This is a genomic window from Gimesia aquarii, assembly GCF_007748195.1.
GTDB lineage: Bacteria > Planctomycetota > Planctomycetia > Planctomycetales > Planctomycetaceae > Gimesia > Gimesia aquarii.
The window spans coordinates 6,225,943-6,247,401 of the sequence record NZ_CP037920.1; the positions used below are offsets into that span (position 1 = coordinate 6,225,943).

At 46.7% G+C, this 21,459-nt stretch carries 18 protein-coding genes; 11 read left to right on the forward strand and 7 right to left on the reverse strand.

Translation table 11 applies throughout. The features are described from left to right. Positions 1–3 precede the first annotated feature (3 nt). From coxB to V144x_RS23810, 10 genes are all read left to right on the forward strand, one after another. A complete protein-coding gene (gene coxB / locus V144x_RS23765; protein ID WP_144988888.1) occupies positions 4–840 on the forward strand; it encodes a cytochrome c oxidase subunit II in 837 nt (278 codons plus the stop codon). Beyond that, on the forward strand, positions 837–2,657 hold the full coding sequence (locus tag V144x_RS23770; RefSeq protein ID WP_144988891.1) for a cytochrome c oxidase subunit I: 1,821 nt from the start codon (positions 837–839) through the stop codon (positions 2,655–2,657). Before coxB ends, V144x_RS23770 begins: the two co-directional genes overlap by 4 nt. A gap of 32 nt (positions 2,658–2,689) precedes the next feature. After that, positions 2,690–3,655, forward strand: a complete 966-nt coding sequence (locus V144x_RS23775; RefSeq protein ID WP_197998610.1) for a COX15/CtaA family protein — start codon at positions 2,690–2,692, stop codon at positions 3,653–3,655. 1 nt (position 3,656) lies between these two features. Next, the gene (gene cyoE, locus V144x_RS23780) at positions 3,657–4,589 is read left to right on the forward strand and encodes a heme o synthase (RefSeq protein ID WP_144988897.1); all 933 of its coding nucleotides are present in this window, start codon (positions 3,657–3,659) and stop codon (positions 4,587–4,589) included. Between the two features lie 72 nt (positions 4,590–4,661). Further along, positions 4,662–5,675 (forward strand): cytochrome c oxidase subunit 3, encoded by a 1,014-nt coding sequence (locus tag V144x_RS23785; RefSeq protein ID WP_232102620.1) that lies wholly within the window; start codon positions 4,662–4,664, stop codon positions 5,673–5,675. 31 nt (positions 5,676–5,706) lie between these two features. Continuing rightward, positions 5,707–6,117 (forward strand): cytochrome C oxidase subunit IV family protein, encoded by a 411-nt coding sequence (locus V144x_RS23790; protein WP_144988900.1) that lies wholly within the window; start codon positions 5,707–5,709, stop codon positions 6,115–6,117. Further along, complete coding sequence (locus tag V144x_RS23795) at positions 6,092–7,075, forward strand: ABC transporter ATP-binding protein (protein WP_232102621.1); 984 nt, start codon at positions 6,092–6,094, stop codon at positions 7,073–7,075. Before V144x_RS23790 ends, V144x_RS23795 begins: the two co-directional genes overlap by 26 nt. Next, complete coding sequence (locus V144x_RS23800) at positions 7,072–7,932, forward strand: ABC transporter permease (RefSeq protein WP_144988902.1); 861 nt, start codon at positions 7,072–7,074, stop codon at positions 7,930–7,932. The genes V144x_RS23795 and V144x_RS23800 overlap by 4 nt, the downstream gene beginning before the upstream one ends. 40 nt (positions 7,933–7,972) lie before the next feature. After that, positions 7,973–9,352 carry a DUF420 domain-containing protein gene (locus tag V144x_RS23805; protein ID WP_144988905.1) on the forward strand — a complete coding sequence of 460 codons (1,380 nt, stop codon included), beginning with the start codon at positions 7,973–7,975 and terminating at the stop codon, positions 9,350–9,352. Positions 9,353–9,425: 73 nt separating this feature from the next. Next, positions 9,426–9,737, forward strand: coding sequence for a hypothetical protein (locus tag V144x_RS23810; RefSeq protein WP_144988908.1), 312 nt, complete (start codon positions 9,426–9,428; stop codon positions 9,735–9,737). Positions 9,738–9,761: 24 nt separating this feature from the next. On the opposite strand, the gene V144x_RS23815 is transcribed toward V144x_RS23810, so the two are convergent. Next, entirely contained in the window at positions 9,762–10,706 is a 945-nt protein-coding gene (locus tag V144x_RS23815; protein ID WP_144988911.1) for a hypothetical protein, read from the reverse strand. 320 nt (positions 10,707–11,026) lie between these two features. Here V144x_RS23815 and V144x_RS23820 point away from each other — a divergent pair, with 320 nt between their 5' ends. Then, the gene (locus V144x_RS23820; RefSeq protein ID WP_144988914.1) at positions 11,027–11,347 is read left to right on the forward strand and encodes a Dabb family protein; all 321 of its coding nucleotides are present in this window, start codon (positions 11,027–11,029) and stop codon (positions 11,345–11,347) included. A gap of 20 nt (positions 11,348–11,367) precedes the next feature. Here V144x_RS23820 and V144x_RS23825 read toward each other — a convergent pair whose 3' ends face one another. The 6 genes from V144x_RS23825 to V144x_RS23850 all read right to left on the reverse strand — a co-directional run bounded on the left by V144x_RS23825 (position 11,368) and on the right by V144x_RS23850 (position 21,418). Continuing rightward, positions 11,368–12,144, reverse strand: coding sequence for an ABC transporter ATP-binding protein (locus V144x_RS23825; protein ID WP_144988916.1), 777 nt, complete (start codon positions 12,142–12,144; stop codon positions 11,368–11,370). A gap of 12 nt (positions 12,145–12,156) precedes the next feature. Further along, positions 12,157–13,197 carry a FecCD family ABC transporter permease gene (locus V144x_RS23830; RefSeq protein WP_197998611.1) on the reverse strand — a complete coding sequence of 347 codons (1,041 nt, stop codon included), beginning with the start codon at positions 13,195–13,197 and terminating at the stop codon, positions 12,157–12,159. Positions 13,198–13,224: 27 nt separating this feature from the next. Further along, positions 13,225–14,217 carry an ABC transporter substrate-binding protein gene (locus V144x_RS23835; RefSeq protein WP_144988922.1) on the reverse strand — a complete coding sequence of 331 codons (993 nt, stop codon included), beginning with the start codon at positions 14,215–14,217 and terminating at the stop codon, positions 13,225–13,227. A 135-nt stretch (positions 14,218–14,352) separates the two neighbouring features. Then, a complete protein-coding gene (gene metE, locus V144x_RS23840) occupies positions 14,353–16,671 on the reverse strand; it encodes a 5-methyltetrahydropteroyltriglutamate--homocysteine S-methyltransferase (RefSeq protein ID WP_144988925.1) in 2,319 nt (772 codons plus the stop codon). Between the two features lie 746 nt (positions 16,672–17,417). Continuing rightward, positions 17,418–18,497: a ribonucleotide-diphosphate reductase subunit beta gene (locus V144x_RS23845; RefSeq protein ID WP_144991115.1), complete on the reverse strand. Its 1,080-nt coding sequence runs from the start codon at positions 18,495–18,497 to the stop codon at positions 17,418–17,420. 71 nt (positions 18,498–18,568) lie between these two features. Further along, a complete protein-coding gene (locus V144x_RS23850; protein WP_144988927.1) occupies positions 18,569–21,418 on the reverse strand; it encodes a ribonucleoside-diphosphate reductase subunit alpha in 2,850 nt (949 codons plus the stop codon). Positions 21,419–21,459: the final 41 nt, after the last annotated feature.

The window sequence follows — 21,459 nt, forward strand, 5'->3', positions numbered from 1 at the left end:
GTAGTGGGTAAAGGGTGGTGTTTATTTTTTCTATTCTGGCCGATAGCAGCAGTCGTGTCCTGCGCGATGGCGCCATTCGTAGGCTGGTCGTTTCCCTACAATAATGCGCAAGCCGCCAGTAACCTTGGAATTCGCATTGATGACTTGTTTTATATCATACTGATCGTCACCGCTATCGTATTTGTCGGCACACAGGCTGTTCTGGTTTACGCTCTGTGGCGAGGTGCCAATAATCGTGAAGAACGCGCTACCAATATCCATGGAAACCACAAACTGGAATTGATCTGGTCAATCATCCCTGGTGCCATTTTGCTCTTTCTGGCAATCTACCAGATGAATATCTGGGCAGATTTCAGAATCAAGAAATACTATCCCGAAGCGGCAGTAAAAGACCCGCTCGCAGAAGTCACGGCCCGCCAGTTTGAGTGGCGTTTTCGTTATCCTGCGATTGGTAAAAAACTTCAACAAAAACCACAGCCAGATGACCTTTATTCTGTAAACGAACTGCATGTCCCGTTTGGAAAGCCGGTCATGATTCAGTTGCGTAGCGACGATGTACAACATTCATTCTTTCTACCGGCTTTAAGAATTAAACAGGATGCCCTCCCTGGCTTACAGATACCGGTCTGGTTTGAAGCAAATAAACCCGGAACTTATGACCTGGTCTGTGCCGAACTTTGTGGCTGGGGTCACTATAAAATGAAAGCCCATGTGATTGTGCAACCGGAAGACGAATATCAGGCCTATCTGAAAAACCTGACTCAAAAACAGTTTTACGATGGCTTAGGAAAAATCGCCGCCAAGGATACCGGCACAGAGAGTGAGGCCGTAGAGAAATGACCACATTGAATCCCTCACCAACCGGTCTGCAACCGATTCTGAATCCACAGGCGCACCACGCCCCTGGAAACTTTATCACAAAATACATCTTCTCCACTGATCACAAAATCATCGCGATTCAGTTTATGTTTACAACGTTACTGATGATGATTGTCGGTGGTGTTTTGGCACTCGCTGTACGCTGGCAACTCGCGTTCCCATGGGAATCGATGCCCATTGTCGGACCCTGGTTATTCGCAGCTGAGGGAGGGCAGATTTCTCCCGAATTCTATACCATGCTGTTCACAATGCATGCCACGGTGATGATCTTCCTCGTCATCATCCCCATTCTGGCAGGAACATTCGGTAACTTACTGATTCCACTAATGATCGGTGCAGATGATATGGCATTTCCCAGGCTCAACATGTTGAGCTACTGGTTTATGTGGCCCGCTATTGCCTGCTTTGGAATGAGCTTCGCATACGCTGGCGGCCCTGCTGCAGGCTGGACTTCCTATCCGATTCTGGCAGACCTGGCGCAAGCGGCTCCCGGTTCTGGAACCGCTCAAACTCTCTGGCTCCTGGGTGTGACTTTCATTGGCTTCTCATCAATGATGGGTTCGATCAATTATATGACAACCATCATCAATATGCGTGCACCGGGCATGACATTCTTTCGCCTCCCCATGACCATTTGGGGATTGTTCATCACCGCAATCCTGCAGGCATTTGCACTACCTGTGCTGACCGCCGGCGGTTTCATGCAAGTCACCGACCGTTTACTGGGAACCTGTTTTTTTTATCCGTCAGGCCTCGTAATCAATAACGCTGCTCCCACAGTCGGCGGGGGACAGGCACTGTTGTGGCAACACTTATTCTGGTTTTATTCCCATCCTGCCGTTTATATCATGCTACTTCCTGTGATGGGCATGGTCTCTGACATGTTAAGCTGCATGTGCCGCAAACCGTTGTTTGGTTATAAACCGATGGTCATCTCCATGTCGGCAATCGCCAGTCTGGGATTCATCGTCTGGGGCCACCACATGTATACAAGTGGAATGAATCCCGCTGTCGGCATGGCATTCATGGTCGCCACCATGATGATCGCACTCCCTTCCGCCGTGAAAACGTTCAACTGGACCGCCACGATCTGGGGCGGAAAAGTAGAATTTAATACGGTTACTTTGAACTGTATCGCCTTTTTATCGATGTTCATCGTGGGGGGACTCAGTGGGATTTTCATGGCCGCGGTGCCCGTCGACGTCTATTTTCACGATACTTATTTCATTGTCGCCCATTTTCATTACGTATTGTTTGGTGCGACTCTATTTGGTGTTTTTGCTGCGATTCATTTCTGGTTTCCAAAAATGTTTGGTCGCATGATGAATGAAAAGCTGGGCAAAACGCACTTTGTGCTGACCTTTATCGGTGCCAATGGAACATTCTTCCCGATGCACTTTCTGGGAATGCAGGGCATGCCCCGACGTTATGCAGACCCTTATCTACATGGATATTTGGAGCATTTGCTGCCAATGAATCAGTTCATGACGATCTCTGCGATCGTCATGGGATTCGCACAAATCCTGTTATTCATCAATATCTTCTACAGTATGTTTTTCGGCCCCAAAGCGGGACGGAACCCTTGGAACGCCACCACTCTGGAGTGGACAACACCTTCGCCCCCCGGACATGGAAACTTCGATTTTATCCCCATGGTCTACCATGGCCCTAATGAATATGCCGTCGTGAATGGAAACAAAGATTTTCTAATGCAAACAGAAAAAGAAAGTCTTCCCGCGAACGAAGCTGTCGCTACAAATACTTTAGACGAAACCTAAGCAACTGTTTGAGGTATATGAGAGCAATCGTTATGAACAAACAACAATATCATCCCTGGCTTTTCAAAATCGCATTGGCAACCACCATCGCCACGTTGCCCCTGATGATTGTTGGTGGTCACGTTACCACAGAAGGCTACGGCATGGCGTTTCCCGATTGGCCGACTTCTGATGGAGAGAACATGCTGACCTACTCCTGGTTGCATGAAGCCTCAGATAAGTTTTATGAACACGGACACCGTTTACTGGGGATGCTCGTCGGATTCTTATCAATTGCCCTGGTCATCATCGCCTTCAAAGTCGAAGAGAAAAAATGGATCCGAAATACCTGCCTCCTGGTCCTGGCATGTGTCATCATCCAAGGAGTTCTGGGAGGTACGCGGGTCACTGAAAACAGCAAAGCATTAGCTATGGCGCATGGGATCTTTGGTGCCTGTGTGTTTACTCTGATGGCATTTTTAACGATGGTCACGGGGAAACGCTGGATCGAAATCAGTAACGATCCCCCCCAATTAACACCCGGTTATGGACGTCGTTTGGCGATTACCGTTCCCTTAGTGGTCCTCTTCCAATACTTCCTGGGGGGCTGTCTCAGGCACTTTAACGTCGGACTACATCCTCACATGAGCTTTGCTTTTGTGGCGTTAATTTTTGTGATCATAGAATTTCGCAGCGCACGTAAATCCGGGATTAAATGGCTGAAGCGTCCCGCGATGGGCATGCTGCATATTGGCATCTTCCAGATTCTCCTGGGGTTCGCTGCCTGGATTACAAAATTTGGTCTTCCAGCAGCAGGATTTGTCGCAACTGCGGGTTCATGGGAACAATCTCTTTCACGCACCGCGCACCTGATTACCGGAATTCTGTTCCTGATGACGACTATTTTATACTCAGTCAGGGTGTTTCGACTTCACCAATTGAATAAAAACAATATCATAGACGCGGGACAAAATCTGTCACCGACTGATACTTTACCGAATGCTGAAGGTAACGCTTGAAATGTCTACAACACAACAATCTTATATCGCTGTCGAAGAATCAAAACCTGCTGCCAAACCGGTCAGTTTGGCACGATTCGGCGATTATCTCGAATTAATCAAACCCCGTATTTCGACGATGGCTTTGATTTCTGTTGCTTTAGGCTACACGCTGGCCAGCGCACATTCCTGGTCAGTGATCCCGCTGATCCATGCCCTCTTAGGAATTGGTTTTGTTGCCGTTGGGTGTAACTCTCTGAACCAACTGCTTGAAGTCAAGAGCGATGCTCTCATGTCTCGCACAGCCAGTCGGCCATTGCCTTCCGGTCGAATTTCGGTTTCGGAAGTCTTAATTTTTGGCGTCGTGGCTGCTCTGTCGGGCATCTTCTATCTGGCGATCATGGTGAATTTATTGACCGCCTTTTTATCAATGCTGACTCTGGTTTTATATGTTGTCGTTTACACACCACTGAAACGCTACACTTCATTTTGTACAACAATCGGTGCAATTCCCGGAGCTATGCCTCCCATCCTGGGCTGGACGGCCGCGGGAGGAAATTTAAATACGTCATCCTTTACAATCTTTGCCATCATGTTCCTCTGGCAATTTCCTCACTTTCTGGCCATCGCCTGGTTATACCGACATCAATACCACCAGGCCGGACTGAAGATGCTACCAACGGCAGATCCTGCTCGCGGTATTGTAGGCTGGATGTGTGTCATTTATGCAATTCTTTTGATTCCAGTGAGCTTATTGCCCCAATTTGTTTCTCTCGCAGGAACCTTTTATTCAGTGGTCGCTTTCATAATCGGTATTGGCTACTTAATGTTTTCGATTCGATTTTTACGCGATGAAACCCCCAAAACAGCCCGTGAATTAATTTGGTTTTCATTAATTTATCTTCCCGTACTGTTATTAACCCTCACCTGGGATCGCCTGCAACTATTCAATTGATGATTCAACAAGAGATCGAATTCAGGAATCAACGATTCGTTGTTTGCCTGTGATGTGAAGTGAAAGAGTACAATGAGTCACGATAGTCATTCGCCACAATATCGAATGGGACTTCCCATACCACACTCCAAGTTAGGGATGTGGCTGTTCCTGGCGACAGAAATCATGTTCTTTTCTGCCTTTATTGGAGCCTACATCGTCCTGCGTGCCGGCTCTCCCGGTTGGCCCACCGATGCCGAGGTCACACATATTCGCGTTTGGGCAGGCGGACTGAATACATTCGTCCTGATTTTATCCAGTTATTTTGTGGTACTTGCACTGGAAGGCATGAAAGCGGAAAACTTCGCCAAAGCACGTCGCTACCTCGGACTGACGTTACTACTGGCCTGCGTGTTTCTCGGAATCAAAGCTTACGAGTATTCCGGCAAATTCTCTCATGATATTTTGCCGGGACACATTCCCGAAACACCGCGCATGGCAATCACAAAAGCCATGACAGAAATGAACCAAGTTGTTGATGGTCGCATAATCGCTTTATCTGACGTAAAACCCCCTGAAAAATTGGATCCTGCGAAGCCGGAAGAAACGGCTGTTCTGCCCGAAACGAATGGTGCGGAAACCAAAGAACTAGAGACTCCCATTGAGGAATTGCGACAACTGCTACAAACAGAATTAGATTCACCTGATACTTCTGAAAAACGGAAAAAAGAACTGACCGCTTTATTCGCCCTCGATTCCAAGTTCCGGGAATTAAATCAAAAAGCACTCGATGAATCGATCACATTATCAGAAATGAATGAGGAACTGGCTACCCTCAAGAAAGACCCACAATACGGGGCGTTCCTCGCACCAGTCCATCACCTGCAGCCCATTATTTACGGAAACCTGTTTGCTTCAGTTTATTTTCTGCTCACAGGCTTTCATGCCCTGCATGTCGTCATCGGTATGCTGCTATTTATTATTGTTTTGGTCCAGGGTAAACGTCTCTGTGAGAAGTGGAGTGACTATGTGGAAAACATTGGCCTGTATTGGCATTTTGTTGACCTGGTTTGGATCTTCCTGTTTCCTTTGATCTATATTATTTAGCCAAGCGTACCGCCTGAGAGCAATTCATAACATGTCCGATCAACAATCTCACTCTTACGTCAAATATTCCTCAATCTTTATCGCACTTTGTATTTGCACAGTGCTGTCAATCATATTTGATATCATCGATTTGCGGGAAAAAAATCTGCTGGGCTTAAATGGGGTAATCTTACTGACGCTCATCGTCCTGGCAATTGCCTGTGCCAAGGCGCTGTTTGTCATGATTTATTTCATGCACTTAAAATTTGAAGGAAAATGGAAGTATGTTCTGCTAAGCCCCACCATCATATTGGCGATGGGACTGACCATTGCAATGACTCCCGACATTGGCATTCATTATTACACAAATGAATCTCCTCAAGTAGACTATCTCAAACAGGCAGAGCGGGCCGCTTTGGAAAGTGGATCTGCCGATCATGCCGAAAACAGTCATGTTGAGTAATACACTAATTCAGGAAACAACATCCGCATCAAGTATCGGTGTTACTGAAATATCACACCGCTACGGTGATCGGCTTGCCCTCAATCAACTCAGCTTTGAAGTGCATCCTTCTGAAATCTTTGGATTGCTGGGGCCAAACGGTGGTGGTAAGACAACGCTCTTTCGCTTGCTCTCCACCTTACTGCCGCTTCAATCTGGTACGGCAAACATCGCAGGTCTCGACCTGGCAACAGAGTCACAACGAATCCGGAATCTCATAGGCGTGACTTTTCAATCTCCCAGTCTGGATGGCAAATTGACCGTTCAGGAAAACTTGAAACACCAGGCGCACCTTTACGGCATTTCCGGTGCATTGATGCGCGAGCGTATTGAAAATGCACTTCAACATTTAGGGCTCACCGATCGCAAGCACGACCTTGCCGACTCATTATCTGGTGGATTGAAACGACGTGTTGAAATCGCCAAAGGCTTATTACATGCACCACAAGTCTTACTACTCGATGAACCAAGCACAGGTCTCGACCCAGGTGCGCGGCACGATCTTTGGAAATACCTGAAACAGTTACAGCGAGAGGATGGCGTGACCATACTCATTACCACGCATTTAATGGAAGAAGCAGAACAATGTGACCGGCTGGGCATCCTGCATCAGGGAGAATTGGTCGCATTGGGAACTCCCGACGAATTGCGTGCCTCAGTCGGAGGTGACTGCTTGACCATCCATTCAGAATATCTCGAAGAACTGCAAACAAAAATCACTGAAAGATTCCGTGTTGTCCCGCAAATCGTGAACCACAGTTTGAGATTAGAACACCCAAGAGGACACGAATTCCTCAAAGAACTGATTGATGCCTTCCCGCAACTCGTGACGTCCGTATCACTCGGAAAGCCGACACTGGAAGACGTCTTCATCCACGAGACCGGACATCAATTCTGGCAGGCGGAGGAGGCTGTATGAACCAGACCTCCTCTATATCGGCGGCCGGACCTGCAAAACAGTTTTTGTTACCAGTCCTGACACTCGCCCAACGAGAAGTTGTTCGATTCCTACGTCAACGAACTCGCGTGATCGGTGCATTAGTCCAACCGATTTTGTTCTGGATTCTATTTGGAGCCGGCCTGCGAGGTTCATTCAAACCACCAGAATGGGCGGCGTCAGGCATGACCTACCAGGAATACTTCTTCCCTGGTGTGACTGTCATGATTTTGATGTTCACTGCCATTTTCTCTACAATCTCGATCATCGAGGATCGGAAAGAGGGATTCCTGCAAGGAGTATTGGTCTCTCCTGTACCTCGTACTTCCATTGTTCTGGGAAAGCTGCTCGGCGGCACAATCCTGGCGGTTTTACAAGCTGTCCTGTTTATTTTGCTCGGGCCTCTATTAAAAATTGTAGGGCTCGCCCCTGATTTTCAAACGGGTGTTTCGCTAGCCACTTTCATACCACTGATCCTGTTTCTGTTTCTGCTTGGCTTCAGCCTGACAGCTCTCGGCTTTGTCATTGCCTGGCCCATGGAATCCACACAAGGCTTTCATGCGATCATGTCAGTTTTTCTGATGCCGATGTGGTTACTCTCCGGCTCTTTTTTCCCGGCGGGAGATTCGGGATGGCTCTCGTGGATCATTCGAGCTAACCCGTTAACCTATGGGGTGACCGGATTGCGCCGCATATTAACTCCCGAGCCAGGTCTGTCCAGCACACCGGGAAATCCTTCGATGATAATCTGCCTGACCGTCACAAGCATGATGTGTATAATTTATATAGCTCTTGCCATCTGGATGACACAAAAACGATCAACCAGAAATGCCCGTTAACCCGGGAAAGTTACACTCTTAGAAATTAAAGATATTCAGTATGAATGAAAATCAATCAATTCGGCGCATACCTCGAATTTTAATTTTGATGCTTTGGGTACTGGTCGCCATCAGTGCGATTGCTACCTGGAAGCTGAAATCCCAAAGCGATCTGGCATTGAAAAAAATCGAATCAGAAAAAGCGGCGGCTGCAAAGTCAGATCCAGACAAAGCCCCAAACGGCACAAATAATAATACGGATAAAGTTTCGAAAGGTCCCATCTGGCCTGAAGAGGGAATCGAGGATTTTTCACTGACGGAGCGAAGCGGCCGCAAGGTGACAAAGAAAGACCTTTTGGGAAAGCCGTGGGTAGCCTGCTTTGTGTTTACGCGTTGTGCTGGTCCCTGCCCGCGTGTCTCCGGCCAGTTTTATCAGCTACAAAAGGACTTAAAAGATACAGACTTCAAACTGGTAACAATTACTGTTGACCCCAAAAACGATACACCTGAAGTATTATCCCGTTATGCGGAATCTGTGGGCGCTGATCCGGAAAAGTGGCTCTTTCTGACGGGAGATCAAAAAGACATTTTTCATCTGATCGAGAAAAGTTTTCTAATGCCCGTTCAGGAAAACACGGGGCCTGCCAGAAAACCCGGCTTTGAAGTGATCCACACCACAAACGTGATGCTGGTTGATAAAGACGGTCGCGTCTTAGGAAAATATAACGCAGTGAACGACGCTGAGATGGCTGCATTGAGAAAAGCCGTTCGTGAACAAGTTGATTCAGAAACTAAAAAAAAAGAAAAGCAGGAAGCTAAGCCAAAACAAGCCACTCCTCCTAAAGCTGGTATGATTTCGCTCACTCCTTTGTTGACTCATCAGATCTCGGACCGATTGTCTGCGCTATTCCTGAGTCAGACAGAACCAGAGGCTGAAGAGCCAACAGCAGCAGCAGCAGCGGTGGAGGAAAATCAAGTCGAAGCGAAACAGGCCCCTGACTGGGTTCTGCAACTCCCGACTGTGAATGCCGTACTCAACGGGTTGGCAACAATTTTGTTGATCCTCGGTTACAGTTTCATTCGCAAAGGTGAAAAAGAAAAACACAAAAAAACGATGCTCACCGCGTTTGGAACTTCGATTTTGTTTCTGGTTTTCTATCTGCTCTACCACTTTGCGTTACAAAGCTACACAGGTAATGCTTCACGCAAATTTGAAGGGGAAGGCCCGATTAGACCCGTTTATTACTTTATTTTGATTACGCATGTCATTCTGGCAGCATCTGTGCCGCTACTGGCCTGGATCACCATTCGACGTGGACTAAAAAAACAGTGGGAAGCACATCGCCGTATTGCCAAAATCACATTTCCGATCTGGCTATATGTCTCGATTACTGGCGTTATTATCTATTTCATGCTTTACCATTTACCGGGAGCGGCCTGAGTCATCTTGAATTTTCTCTGAAATTTGATATCGTTTAGTTTAACAATCATAACTCCTTACCAGAGTTACAATCATGTTGAAACGTTTTTCCTCTATTCGAACCTGTTTACTTGTTGCCTTGATGCTGAGTTTGTTCTCCTTTCCCCCAGTCATCAATGAGGCATCTGCGTGCCCAATGTGTAAACAGTTGAACGAAACAGACGACAAAAAACCAAAGGCCTACATGTACAGCATCACGTTTATGCTGGCAATGCCTGCGATCCTCTTCTCCGGTTTCGGAATCGTCTTCTATAAAATGAATCGCCGTGAGCAGGAAGCACTGCTCGAAAATGAAAACAGCCAGAACCCGCACGTGCCCAATGCAGATCCTGGCTTGAATGACTGATCATCATGTGATCACAATCATGATCTAATGCAGTTTTCTCCGGCGCGGTGTATTCCAGACTGTTGCAGCTGAGGGAGCTGGAACAAAAGCTCCTTTGGCGCTAGCTGATGGTCTTGGCGAATACTCATCATACGCGGCCGTCTGTGGTGTCACTGTCGATTGCGTTTTCAAATACGCATTTTGTGACTGGATCACCTGCCACTCTGAATTTGCCTGGGCAGCCTGTGGTATCTGAAGCACGGCAGGATTTGGTGGTAAGGCAGGACCGGCACTCACAGAAACAGGATTGGGACTTCCTCCCCAGACTGCTGTTGGTCGTGCAGCCAATGTGGGAGCGAGCGTCGGAGTCGTCCCTAAATCCAACGAAGTTGAAGACATCGGCGTGGGATTGGGAACCGTTAAAGGAGCAGGAGTTGTGGAAGGAGTCGACGGTACGATCTGAGGCTGCAACGTCGGAGTTGAATTCATGATAGAAGGTTGTGTTCCCAGACAGCCTGGGCAACTCGGTTGCGGAGACATCACTGGCACACGACGCCTGACTTGGTAAGGTGTTCGTACATAGCTCGTCTCCCGACGGTACTCAGTGCGCGGGATTTGTTTTGTCACCATACGTGGAACCCAGACTCGCTGCCAGCAACCTTCATCAACAGTAACCTGTTGATAGGTGGTCACAGGAACGGTTCGAGTTTGAGGTACCATTCTATATTCGGTGCAAATAATATCCTGATAACAAATCTTGGGAGGAGGAGGCATACAAACACCCGGGCAACATGAAGTGACCGGTGCACATCGTCGGAAAAAACGCCGGGCTAACTTTCGACAGCGATGTCCACAACGCTTATGCTGCGGATAGTAGCATCTGGTACCACATTGATCGAAGAGTCTTCGAAATAAATGTGCGTCAGCCTCGCTGGAAAAAATCAAGAATAATGATGCTACGACGATACTATTTCGAACCCAGAGGGACATCGAAAAACTCCTTTTCATTTTATGTGCTTCCTGGCACGATCTTGTTTCGTTTCTGTCTTTCAGTGTTGAAAGCTACGCCTCAAAATCTCGGCTGAAACGAATAACCCACTTTCTTCATTTATCGGCATAATCGTTAAAGTCTCTTCATCTTAAATTTTGTAATTTATGGAATTCCCTCCCCCCTCATTCGAGTGACATTTAACGCTAATTCTGAGAAAATAGGAACTCTATGCTTAAATATGGTTTTATTAGATAATCTCTCTAACATAATAATTTGTAACAACTTAATTCGATCCAGAATAAACTAAGGGAAAATAGAAATGGCAGACGCACAATTAGCTCATATGGTTTACTTCACTCTCAAAGACACATCTCCTGAAGCTTCAGAAGCGATGGTGGAAGCCTGCCATAAATACCTAAAAGATCACCCGGGCGTACTTTATTTTTCCGCAGGTGTCCGGGGTACGGAATTTGAGCGTGATGTCAACGACCAACAATATCATGTGGCTTTAAACGTGGTCTTTGATAACAAAGATTCCCACGATAAATATCAGGTTGCGGCAGATCATCTTGAATTTATTGAGGAAAATAAGGCAAAGTGGGCTCGGGTCCGTGTCTTTGACAGCTATGTACGTAGCTAACGAATAACGAACGTTTTAGATCAGAGAACGGGAACCACAAATGGTGTCTGATACTCCGGATGCGGTAGCACCTTAACGGCCGTTTGATAAACGGCAGAAATACGATCTTCCGTTAAGACTTCCTGTCCGGTTCCCGCAGCCTCAATTCGTCCTTGATTCAATAAAACGATTTGGTCGGCAAAGCTACTGGCCAAATTCAGATCATGCAGCGTCAGAATCACTGTCAGATCTCGCTCGTGCGCCAAATCGCGTATTAAAGTAAGGATTTCGACTTGGTATTTCAGATCCAATCCCGTCGTTGGTTCATCCAGACAGAGGACCTTCGTTTGTTGAGCCAATGCACGGGCAATTAAAGTGCGCCGCCACTCGCCTCCTGAAATCTCGGTAATTTTCCTCTGACGAAGTTCCACCAACCCTGTTTGCTGAAGTGCTGTATCTACGTAGCCTGCATCATCTGTCTGAAAGGGTTGAGCCCAACCACGATGGGAACTGCGTCCTAACTGAACCGTTTCTTCAATGGTCATCGGCCAATGCGGTTCTTCCATCTGTGGCGAAAGCGCCAGCCTTTGAGCAATCTGTTTACGTGAGAGTTGGTCAACGGCCAAGTCTTCAATCAGAATTTTCCCTTCTTTCAACGCAATCAAATTGAACAACGAACGTAATAAGGTCGTTTTTCCCGAACCATTTGGCCCCAGTAATACAAGCACAGTTCCTGCCTGAATACCAAGGGAAACCTGTTTTAATACTTCGCGTTCTGCGTAACCACAGGAAACATGTTCCATTTCGATTTGATTCATGACAGTTGCCTCTTATAGCTTTGATTGCTGCCCACGACTGACTAACAGGAATAGAAAAAACGGGCACCCCATCATAGCCGTCACGATTCCCACCGGCATTTCCGCTGGTGCAATGACTGTTCTCGCCAACGTATCTGCAAAGACCATTAAGGCGGCTCCCAGTAGACAACTCCCTGGTATCAATAATCCATGCCGGGGTCCGATAAGGATTCGCATCATATGTGGGGCCATTAATCCTAAGAACCCGATGACTCCGGAAACAGCCACGCATGCAGCAGTACACAATGTCGCTGCAATTAGAATCACGAAACGAAACTTTCCGATGGAAAGTCCCAGCGTCAACGCCGTCTCATCACCAAAAGAGAGCAAATCCAAAGGTCGCGATAGTAACCAGAGTACTCCCCCACTGAAAAAAATGACGGGGCCTGCGATCATGATTTCATTCCAGTGCCGACCGGAAAAACTGCCCAGAAGCCAATTAAATATGGTAGACAACATTTCGTGATTTAAAAACATAATCAGGGAAACCAAAGCACCAGTAAAACTGCTTAATGCCATCCCTGCTAATATCAGAGTGAGTAAGTAAGAATTTCGCCCTGCTTTGCTCAAAGCAGCGATAATAAATACAGCCCCTACGATAACAACCGCTCCAGCAAAAGCAGAAAGAATCAACCAGGGAATTTGCCAGGTTGCAGTCATGGTGATCGTGCTGCCTGCGATGAAAGTCAGCGCCAGGGTGGCCCCTAAAGCAGCACCGCTCGAAGCACCAATGATAAAGGGATCTGCGAGAGGATTACGAAACACTCCCTGAAATGCTGCCCCGGCCACCGCCAAACCTCCCCCGACGCAGGCAGCCAGAATTACACGCGGCATACGAATTTGCCAAAGGATCGTGTTGACATAGGAATCGTCTGTCGGATTCCATAATGCGTCCCAAATTTCATGTAGGGAAAGTGACACTGCCCCCCAATGCATGCCCAGAAACAATGCGGCAAACAAAAGACCGATGAGCGGTATCATTCTCCAGGCTAAAAAGGGTTGCCGCGACTGCATGACCGGAAGCATCCACTCTAATTCTATTTATTTCTGAAATGCTTCAGGGTACAACGCCTGAGCCACCTTCTCTAATCCCTGTACCACACGCGGGCCAGGTCTCGAAATAAAATCTTCCTCAATAAGATAAATCCGTTGATTTTTGACTGCATTCATTTGCTTCCATCCGGGTTGCTCACTCATTTTTTTTACGATCTCCGTGGCATCTGAGTGGTCTTTTTTCGAGCGTGGTAAAAGAATCACATCCGGATTCCGCTGAATCAGAATTTCTTCACTCACTTGAGGGTAAGCAAGATCGACATCATCAAAAATATTCTCACCTCCGGCCAGATCGATAAGCTCACCAATGAAAGACGTTGGTCCGGCTGTCATGAGGGGCTGATCCCAGACTTGATAGAACACATGCGGACGACCTTCTTTCTGATATGGTTTTATTTTTTCCTGAATGGATGTCGTTTTCTGCTGAAGCTTCTGGATTAATTTCTCTCCTGCGTCGACGTGCCCTGTAGAACGGGACATTCCGCGTATCGAACGTTCAATCTCAGCCATCGATTGTGATTCAAATGATAACACAGGGATCTTCAGTTTTGATAGTTGTTCGCGGATGCGCTGATGGTAGTCTCCTCCCAATAAGACCAGATCCGGCTTTAACGCGACCAGAGTTTCCAGATTTATACTTCCCGGATTCGAAAGGCTTACTTTTTTTAACTTCATTGTTTCTGTGGGATAATCACAATTTGTAGTACAACCTACCATTTGCTCACCCGCACCAATGGCAAATAGAATTTCGGTATGTGAAGGGAGGAGAGAAATAATCCGTACCGGTTCTTGAGCGATACTCGTTTCTATCCCTTCGGAATCCTTCACTGTCACAGGAAACGTTGAGACAATCTGCAGTTCTGTTGATGCAGGTGCGGTTTCATCAACGGCTGAGTTTTGTTGTGCCGTCCGGTAATCGCAACTTGCACTCCCTAAGAGTGCCAGCAGAATCAAGATCAGTTTGGAATTGATTTTTTTCATGAATCTATCGGTATTATCTCAATGAGAAAAGAGAAGGTGGTATCAGCCACTCATTGTAACATCAGCCCGGAATGCCTCACAATGAGCATTCCGGGTCTGATGACCGCGACAGGCTTTAAATTCCTAAAAACGATATCAGTGAGCCGTAGCCACTTTTTCGCGTAGAGATTTGGCAGCTTCCACCATGTTTTTCAATGATGGTTCTACTTCTTCCCACTTGCGAGTCTTTAGCCCACAGTCTGGATTGACCCAAATTTGCTGAGGCTCCAGAACATCCAACGCTTTTTCAAGCAGATCTTCCATCCATTTGACCGTCGGAACACGTGGTGAATGAATATCGTATACTCCGGGTCCAATTTCATTGGGATATTTGTATTGCACAAACGCGTCGAGCAATTCCATGTTACTACGTGATGTTTCTATGGAAATCACGTCTGCATCCAGGGCAGCAATGGCTTCAATAATATCATTGAATTCAGAGTAACACATATGCGTATGAATCTGTGTCTCGTCCCTGACTCCCGCTGAAGCCAGACGGAAACAATCGACGGCCCATTTCAAATAGGCGTCCCAATCTGCACGACGCAACGGTAACCCCTCACGTACAGCCGGCTCATCGATTTGAATGATCCGAATCCCGCTTGCTTCCAATCCCTGCACCTCATCTCGAATGGCAAGTCCGATTTGTTGACAGGTTTCGCTTCGAGGCTGATCATCTCGTACAAATGACCATTGTAGAATTGTTACAGGACCAGTCAGCATTCCTTTCATCAACTTCTTTGTACAAGATTGAGCATATTGCGACCACTTTATGGTCATCGGCCCTTTACGGCGTATATCACCAAAGATGATCGGTGGCTTCACACAACGGGAACCATAACTTTGTACCCAGCCATTCTGCGTGGCCAGAAATCCTTCCAACTGCTCCCCGAAATATTCGACCATATCATTTCGTTCGGCTTCACCATGCACGAGCACATCAAGCCCTGCCTCTTCCTGGTATTTGATGTCTCTGGCAATACACGTTTTCAGAAACTCTTCATAATCTGCATCCGAAAGTTCCCCTTTTTTGTAAGCGGCACGTGCCTTACGAATTTCATTTGTCTGAGGAAACGATCCGATTGTGGTGGTAGGAAATAGTGGAAGTCCCAATGTTTTCACCTGTTTTTTATATCGATCAACATAAGGACTTTGGCGTTTCAGGATTGATTCCGTCACCGAAGCACAACGCTCTTTCACATCCTGCCGATGAACTTTGGGAGAAGTACGGCGGGCTTCCATCGCAGCATGGTTCTCAGCCAATGCGTTGGCAACACTCTCATTGCCTTGATTAACACATTGAGTCAGCACTCCAATTTCCTGCAGCTTTTGCTTGGCGTATGCCAACCATTGTTTGATCTCTACATCCAGATCCGTTTCATTATCGAGATCAACGGGACTGTGTAATAAAGAACACGAGGGACCAATCAAAGTTCGTTCGGAGCCAATCCGGTTGATCGTTTTTTCAATAAGGGATAATGACTTTTCGAAATCATTTTTCCAGATGTTGCGACCATCAATCACGCCAACTGAAAGTGATGTTTCTGCAGGCAACTGGTCTAAAACTTCATCTAATTGTTCTGGCGCACGTACCAGATCAATGTGGAGTGCAGCAACCGGAAGTGAGACTGCTGTCTTCAGGTTATCTCGCAAATGACCAAAATAAGTGGCGAGAGCAATTTTTAAACCACCAGCTTTTTTGCACAGACGATCATAAGTCTGCTGATAAGCTTCACGCTGGGCTTCTGTTAGATCGAGTACCAGACAAGGTTCATCAATCTGTACCCACTCTGCACCAGCTTCTTTCAGTTGCGAAAGCACCTCTTCATAGACGGGTAACAGACGATCCAACAGACTCAAAGGATCAATCTGTTCTTCCCAGGTCTTGCCGAGTAACAGAAATGAAACAGGTCCCAGTAATACGGGTCTTGTTTCAATACCCAATGCTTTGGCTTCCAGGTATTCATCCACAGGCTTGGTGGATGATAGCTTGAATTCCTGATGCACCTCAAATTCGGGAACAAGATAATGGTAGTTTGTATCAAACCACTTGGTCATTTCTAATGCGGAAACACCTTCAGTTGATGCCGCAACCGATTTTCCTCCTTTTCCACCACGGGCCATCGCAAAGTAAGTCGAAGAATCGACGGTTTCTCCTGACCATTGATAGCGTTTCGGAACAGCTCCCACCATCGCCGACGTATCAAGCACCTGATCGTACATCGAAAAATCATTCGATGGAATATGTTCAATGCCTGCGGCCTGCTGTAGTTTCCAGTTTGCAGCCCGCAGTTCGCGACAAACTTCTAGTAACTTTGCGCCTTCAATTTTACCAGACCAGAATTTTTCAATAGCCCGCTTTAACTCGCGCTGGGCTCCAATACGGGGAAATCCAAGATTTGTTGCAATAGCCATGCGTTGGCTCCTTTATTTTTGATTGATGATTTCTTGAAACGAAGTTACCGATACAGTTCACTTTGGAATTCGCGCACCGGTAGCGTGAACGAGTCTGTGATTTTTTTGCAACGAGCTTAGCGCACGACGCGCAGAGACGATCGCTGTTTTCACAGACCGTGATAAAAAACATAAAGAGACTCTGACCAAAGCAGATAAACTATGGCAGAGTATTGCACCACCTTTTAGACAATACCCGGTTCAAATTGGTTACCAGGTTCTTATCCGTAACGCGCAGGTACAGACATGGTTTAGCAACTCCTAGAAGACATACTTCTCAAAACCAGGCTCGATTGACACTACAATCAAAGGGATTTGAGACAGATTATCTCAAGAGCACTATGCGCGCAAAGGAGGTGTCGTTTTAGACCGAGCAATGGTCAGACTCTGACTCGTCTGCGTCTCCAACCCGTCTATATTCGGGTGAGACATACAGTCGATCGCACCAATGAATGCGCTGCATGTAAAGAATCATACCTGTTTTCCTGTGAAAACGAAAAGGCGAGTAGAAGCGGGCTTACCGGCAAGGCACCCCAGCAGCTTCAAGTGGGGTGAGGTTAACAAGGACGCTGTATTACGTCAACCTGAGCATTCAATAATTTATTTGATCTTTCTACAAACAAAAAAGGGACCACCCGGAGTAGCCCCTTCTCTCGTCATCATGGGCTCACCGTCCCAGTGAGCCCATGATGCTTATAACTGCTGAATCAGTCCCAGCTTAAAGAACCAGAACTTTGATATTCCGTTACTCTGGTTTCAAAGAAGTTCTTCTCTTTAGAAAGGTCCATTGTTTCGCTCATCCAGGGGAAAGGATTCGAAGAACCGTACTGGGGAGGGAGGCCAATACGCTCCAATCGACGGTCAGCAATGTGCTGCACGTATTCACGGAACAGATCGCCGTTCAACCCGAGAATTCCGGTTGGCAGGCAATCCTTGGCGTATTCAATTTCCAACTCAGCAGCATACTTGATGCGGTCAATAATGGTTTGCTGGAATTCAGGAGTCCAGACTTCAGGGTTTTCCTGTTTAATCCCGTTGATCAGATCGATGCCGAAGTTCAAGTGAATCGTTTCATCCCGAAGGATATATTGAAACTGTTCGCCAATGCCGGTCATCATATTGCGGCGATGGAATGAAAGGACCATCACAAAACCGGTATAAAAGAAGAGTCCTTCCATGACCAGATAATAACCGATCAGATTCTTCAAAAAGGCCTGTGTCCCTTCAAAAGAATCAGTCGTAAATTCGGGATCGAGAATTTCAGAAGTCAATTCCATTTCCAACTGATCTTTTTTGGCGATCGCGGGAACTTCATGATACATGTTGAAGACTTCAGACTCATTGAGTCCAAGGCTCTCTACAACATACAGAAACGTATGAGAGTGCACGGCTTCTTCAAAAGCCTGACGTAGTAAGTATTGGCGACATTCGGCATTAGTTACATGCTTAAAGATAGCCAGCACGATATTGTTTGCTACCAGGCTCTCAGCTGTCGCAAAGAAACCTAAGTTTCGCATGATGACGAACCGCTCACCCTCACTGAGTTTATTGGAACGCCACATCTCAATGTCTTTGGTCATTCCGACCTCGGTCGGCATCCAGTGATTGGCACAACCATTGAGATAATGTTCCCAGGCCCAATGATACTTTAAAGGCATCAATTGATTGACGTCGACCTGAGAGCAATTAATCAGTCGTTTATTATCTGCTTTGAAACGGCCCTGCGGAGTATCGCCTACGGGAGGAACCGATGTTGAAGAAGCTGTATTTGCATTGAGAATTGTCATCATAACACCTCTTTAAAATCCATTATTAAATTTAAAGTGAGCACAATTGAATTGAGGATCAAAATTTACGATTACTGACACGCTTCGCAATCGCCATCAAGATTACAGGATTCACCAGGAGTCACCAGCGTTGCTGCCGCTTCTCGATCAACCTGAATATCGCCTGATGCACTTGTGCTTTTCATCCAGCGAGGCTGAATTCCAAACTTATTAACATCCACAGTTGATTTCTCAACTTGAGTGGCTGCCAGCGTTCGCAGATAGTAGGTTGTCTTCAACCCACGTTCCCAAGCCAGCATATACATTTCATTTAGCTTTTTGCCGGAGGGTTCTGCTAAATACAAATTCAGTGACTGTCCCATATCAATCCATTTCTGGCGATGGGCGGCACACTCAATGACCCACTTAGGATCGACTTCAAATGCCGTCAGATAACGGGCCTTCAGATCATCGGGAATACGATCAATTTCTGAAACTGAGCCATCATAATACTTGAGTGCTTCCAACATGTCTGGGTCCCAGAGTCCACGCTCTTTTAAATCATCAACCAGTTGACGATTAACCTGAGTAAACTCTCCAGACAAGTTGCTCTTCACATACAAATGTTTGTAGGAAGGTTCGATCGATTGAGAAACACCAATGATCGTTGAGATGGTGGCTGTGGGAGCAATTGCCATCACGTTACTGTTACGCATCCCCTTTTGAGCAATGGCATCCCGGACAACCTGCCAGTCCAGGCGAGTCTGTCGGTCCACTTCAATTGGATATCCTCGTTCTTTTTCATGTAGATCGAGCGTATCAATCGGCAGCAGGCCACGATCCCATTTAGAACCAGCATAAGACCCATAGCTACCACGTTCTCCCGCCAATTCGGAAGAAGCCAGAATTGCAAAGTAAGAAATCGCTTCCATACTAGCATCAGCAAACTCAACAGCCTGCATGCTGGCATAACTAATTCCCTGCGCGAGAAGAGCATCCTGGAAGCCCATCACTCCCAGCCCAACTGGACGATGGCTGGTATTAGAATTCCGTGCTTCCGGAGTCGGATAGTAATTGATATCAATCACATTATCGAGCATCCGCATCGCAGTACGAACGGTCTCTTCCAACATTCCCAGATCAAGCTGACCATCCACAATATGCAACTTCAGGTTTACCGAACCCAGGTTACAGACCGCGGTTTCATCCCGTGATGTATTCAACAGAATCTCAGTACACAGGTTACTGCTGTGAACAACCCCCACATGATCCTGAGGCGAACGCAGGTTAGAAGGATCTTTCCAGGTAATCCAGGGATGACCTGTTTCGAACAGACGGGTCAGCATCTTACGCCACAGTTCCACAGCCGAAACGCGACGGAAGAAATCGATTTCACCGGTCTCTGTCATTTTTTCATATTCGACATAACGCTCTTCGAACGCATGACCATAAAGATCATGCAGATCAGGCACACTGTCAGGGCTAAATAAAGTCCAATCGCCATCTTCACGTACACGACGCATAAACAGGTCGGGAATCCAGTTAGCAGTATGCATGTCATGGGTACGTCGTCGATCATCACCTGTATTCTTACGCAGGTCGAGAAACTCTTCGACATCCATGTGCCATGTTTCCAGATAGGAACAAACAGCGCCTTTGCGTTTGCCTCCCTGGTTAACAGCAACAGCTGTATCGTTGACGACCTTCAGGAATGGAATCACTCCCTGACTTTGCCCATTCGTACCATTAATGTGCGAATTTGTTGCCCGGATTTGAGTCCAGTCATTACCCAGACCGCCGGCCCACTTAGACAGCTTGGCATTGTCGGCGACACATTTGAAAATATGATCCAGGTCATCATTGACTGTTGAGAGATAACAGGAACTCAACTGGGGGTGCAACGTAGCAGAGTTAAACAGTGTCGGCGTTGCCGATGTGAATCGGAACGTGGAGAGAATGTTATAAAATTCAATTGCACGTCCAGTCGCATCTTCTGACTCCTGAATAGCCAGTCCCATCGAAACACGCATCCAGAAATATTGAGGGGTTTCAATACGTCGCCCATCAATGTGCAACAAATAACGATCAAAAATCGCCTGTAGCCCCAGGTATTGAAACAGGTGATCCCGTTCTGGTTTCAGAGCAGCAGCAATTCGTTTCAAGTCAAATTTATTTAGATCGGGAGTGAGTCGCTTCGCTTCAATTCCATCATTGAGGAACTGCTCGAAACGATTTATGTATAATTGATTTAATTCATTGACATCAGCGGGCGCATTTCCCAAAGCGTCGTTGTAAATAATCTTCAGCATCAAACGTGAGGCTACGGTATCGTAGGCAGGATCACACTCAATACGGGTTCGAGCGGCCAGAATCATGGCACGATACAACTCTTCGACAGAAATACCATCGAAAATAGAACGCATGACCTCTTCCAGCAGTTCTTCAGCCGAACAGGCTTCTGTTAATCCGCGGCAGGCTTCTGAAAGACGAGCCAGGATACGTGCTTCATCAAAGGGTGCTTTAGTCCCATCTTGAAGAACTACATGAAACCGGGGAGTTGCTGACTTGATTGTTTCTGATTCTTCTGCCAAATCAGAGGAAGCCCGCAGAGCACGCAACTTGGCGCGTTCTGCACGGTAAACGATGTAACGACGGGCAATTCGATAGTGCCCCTGTCGCATGAGTGTCATCTCGACAACATCTTGAATTTTTTCGACTTCAATACCAGATTCACTACTGGCTGCTGATGCTATTTCATTGGCAACCGACTCAACCATTTCCGGAATCTCCATCCGGATTTCATCATCAAGTGGCTGATTTTCTGCAAGATTCAGTTCCGCGCGGAACGCGTTGGAAATTGCCCGACCGATCAGTGAAGCATCAAATGAGGCTGTTCTACCTCCACGCTTCGTGACGATCCATTCTGTTTGCGCTCGAATCATTCGATTGCCTCCTTAAAATGGAATACTAAAAATCTGGCTGC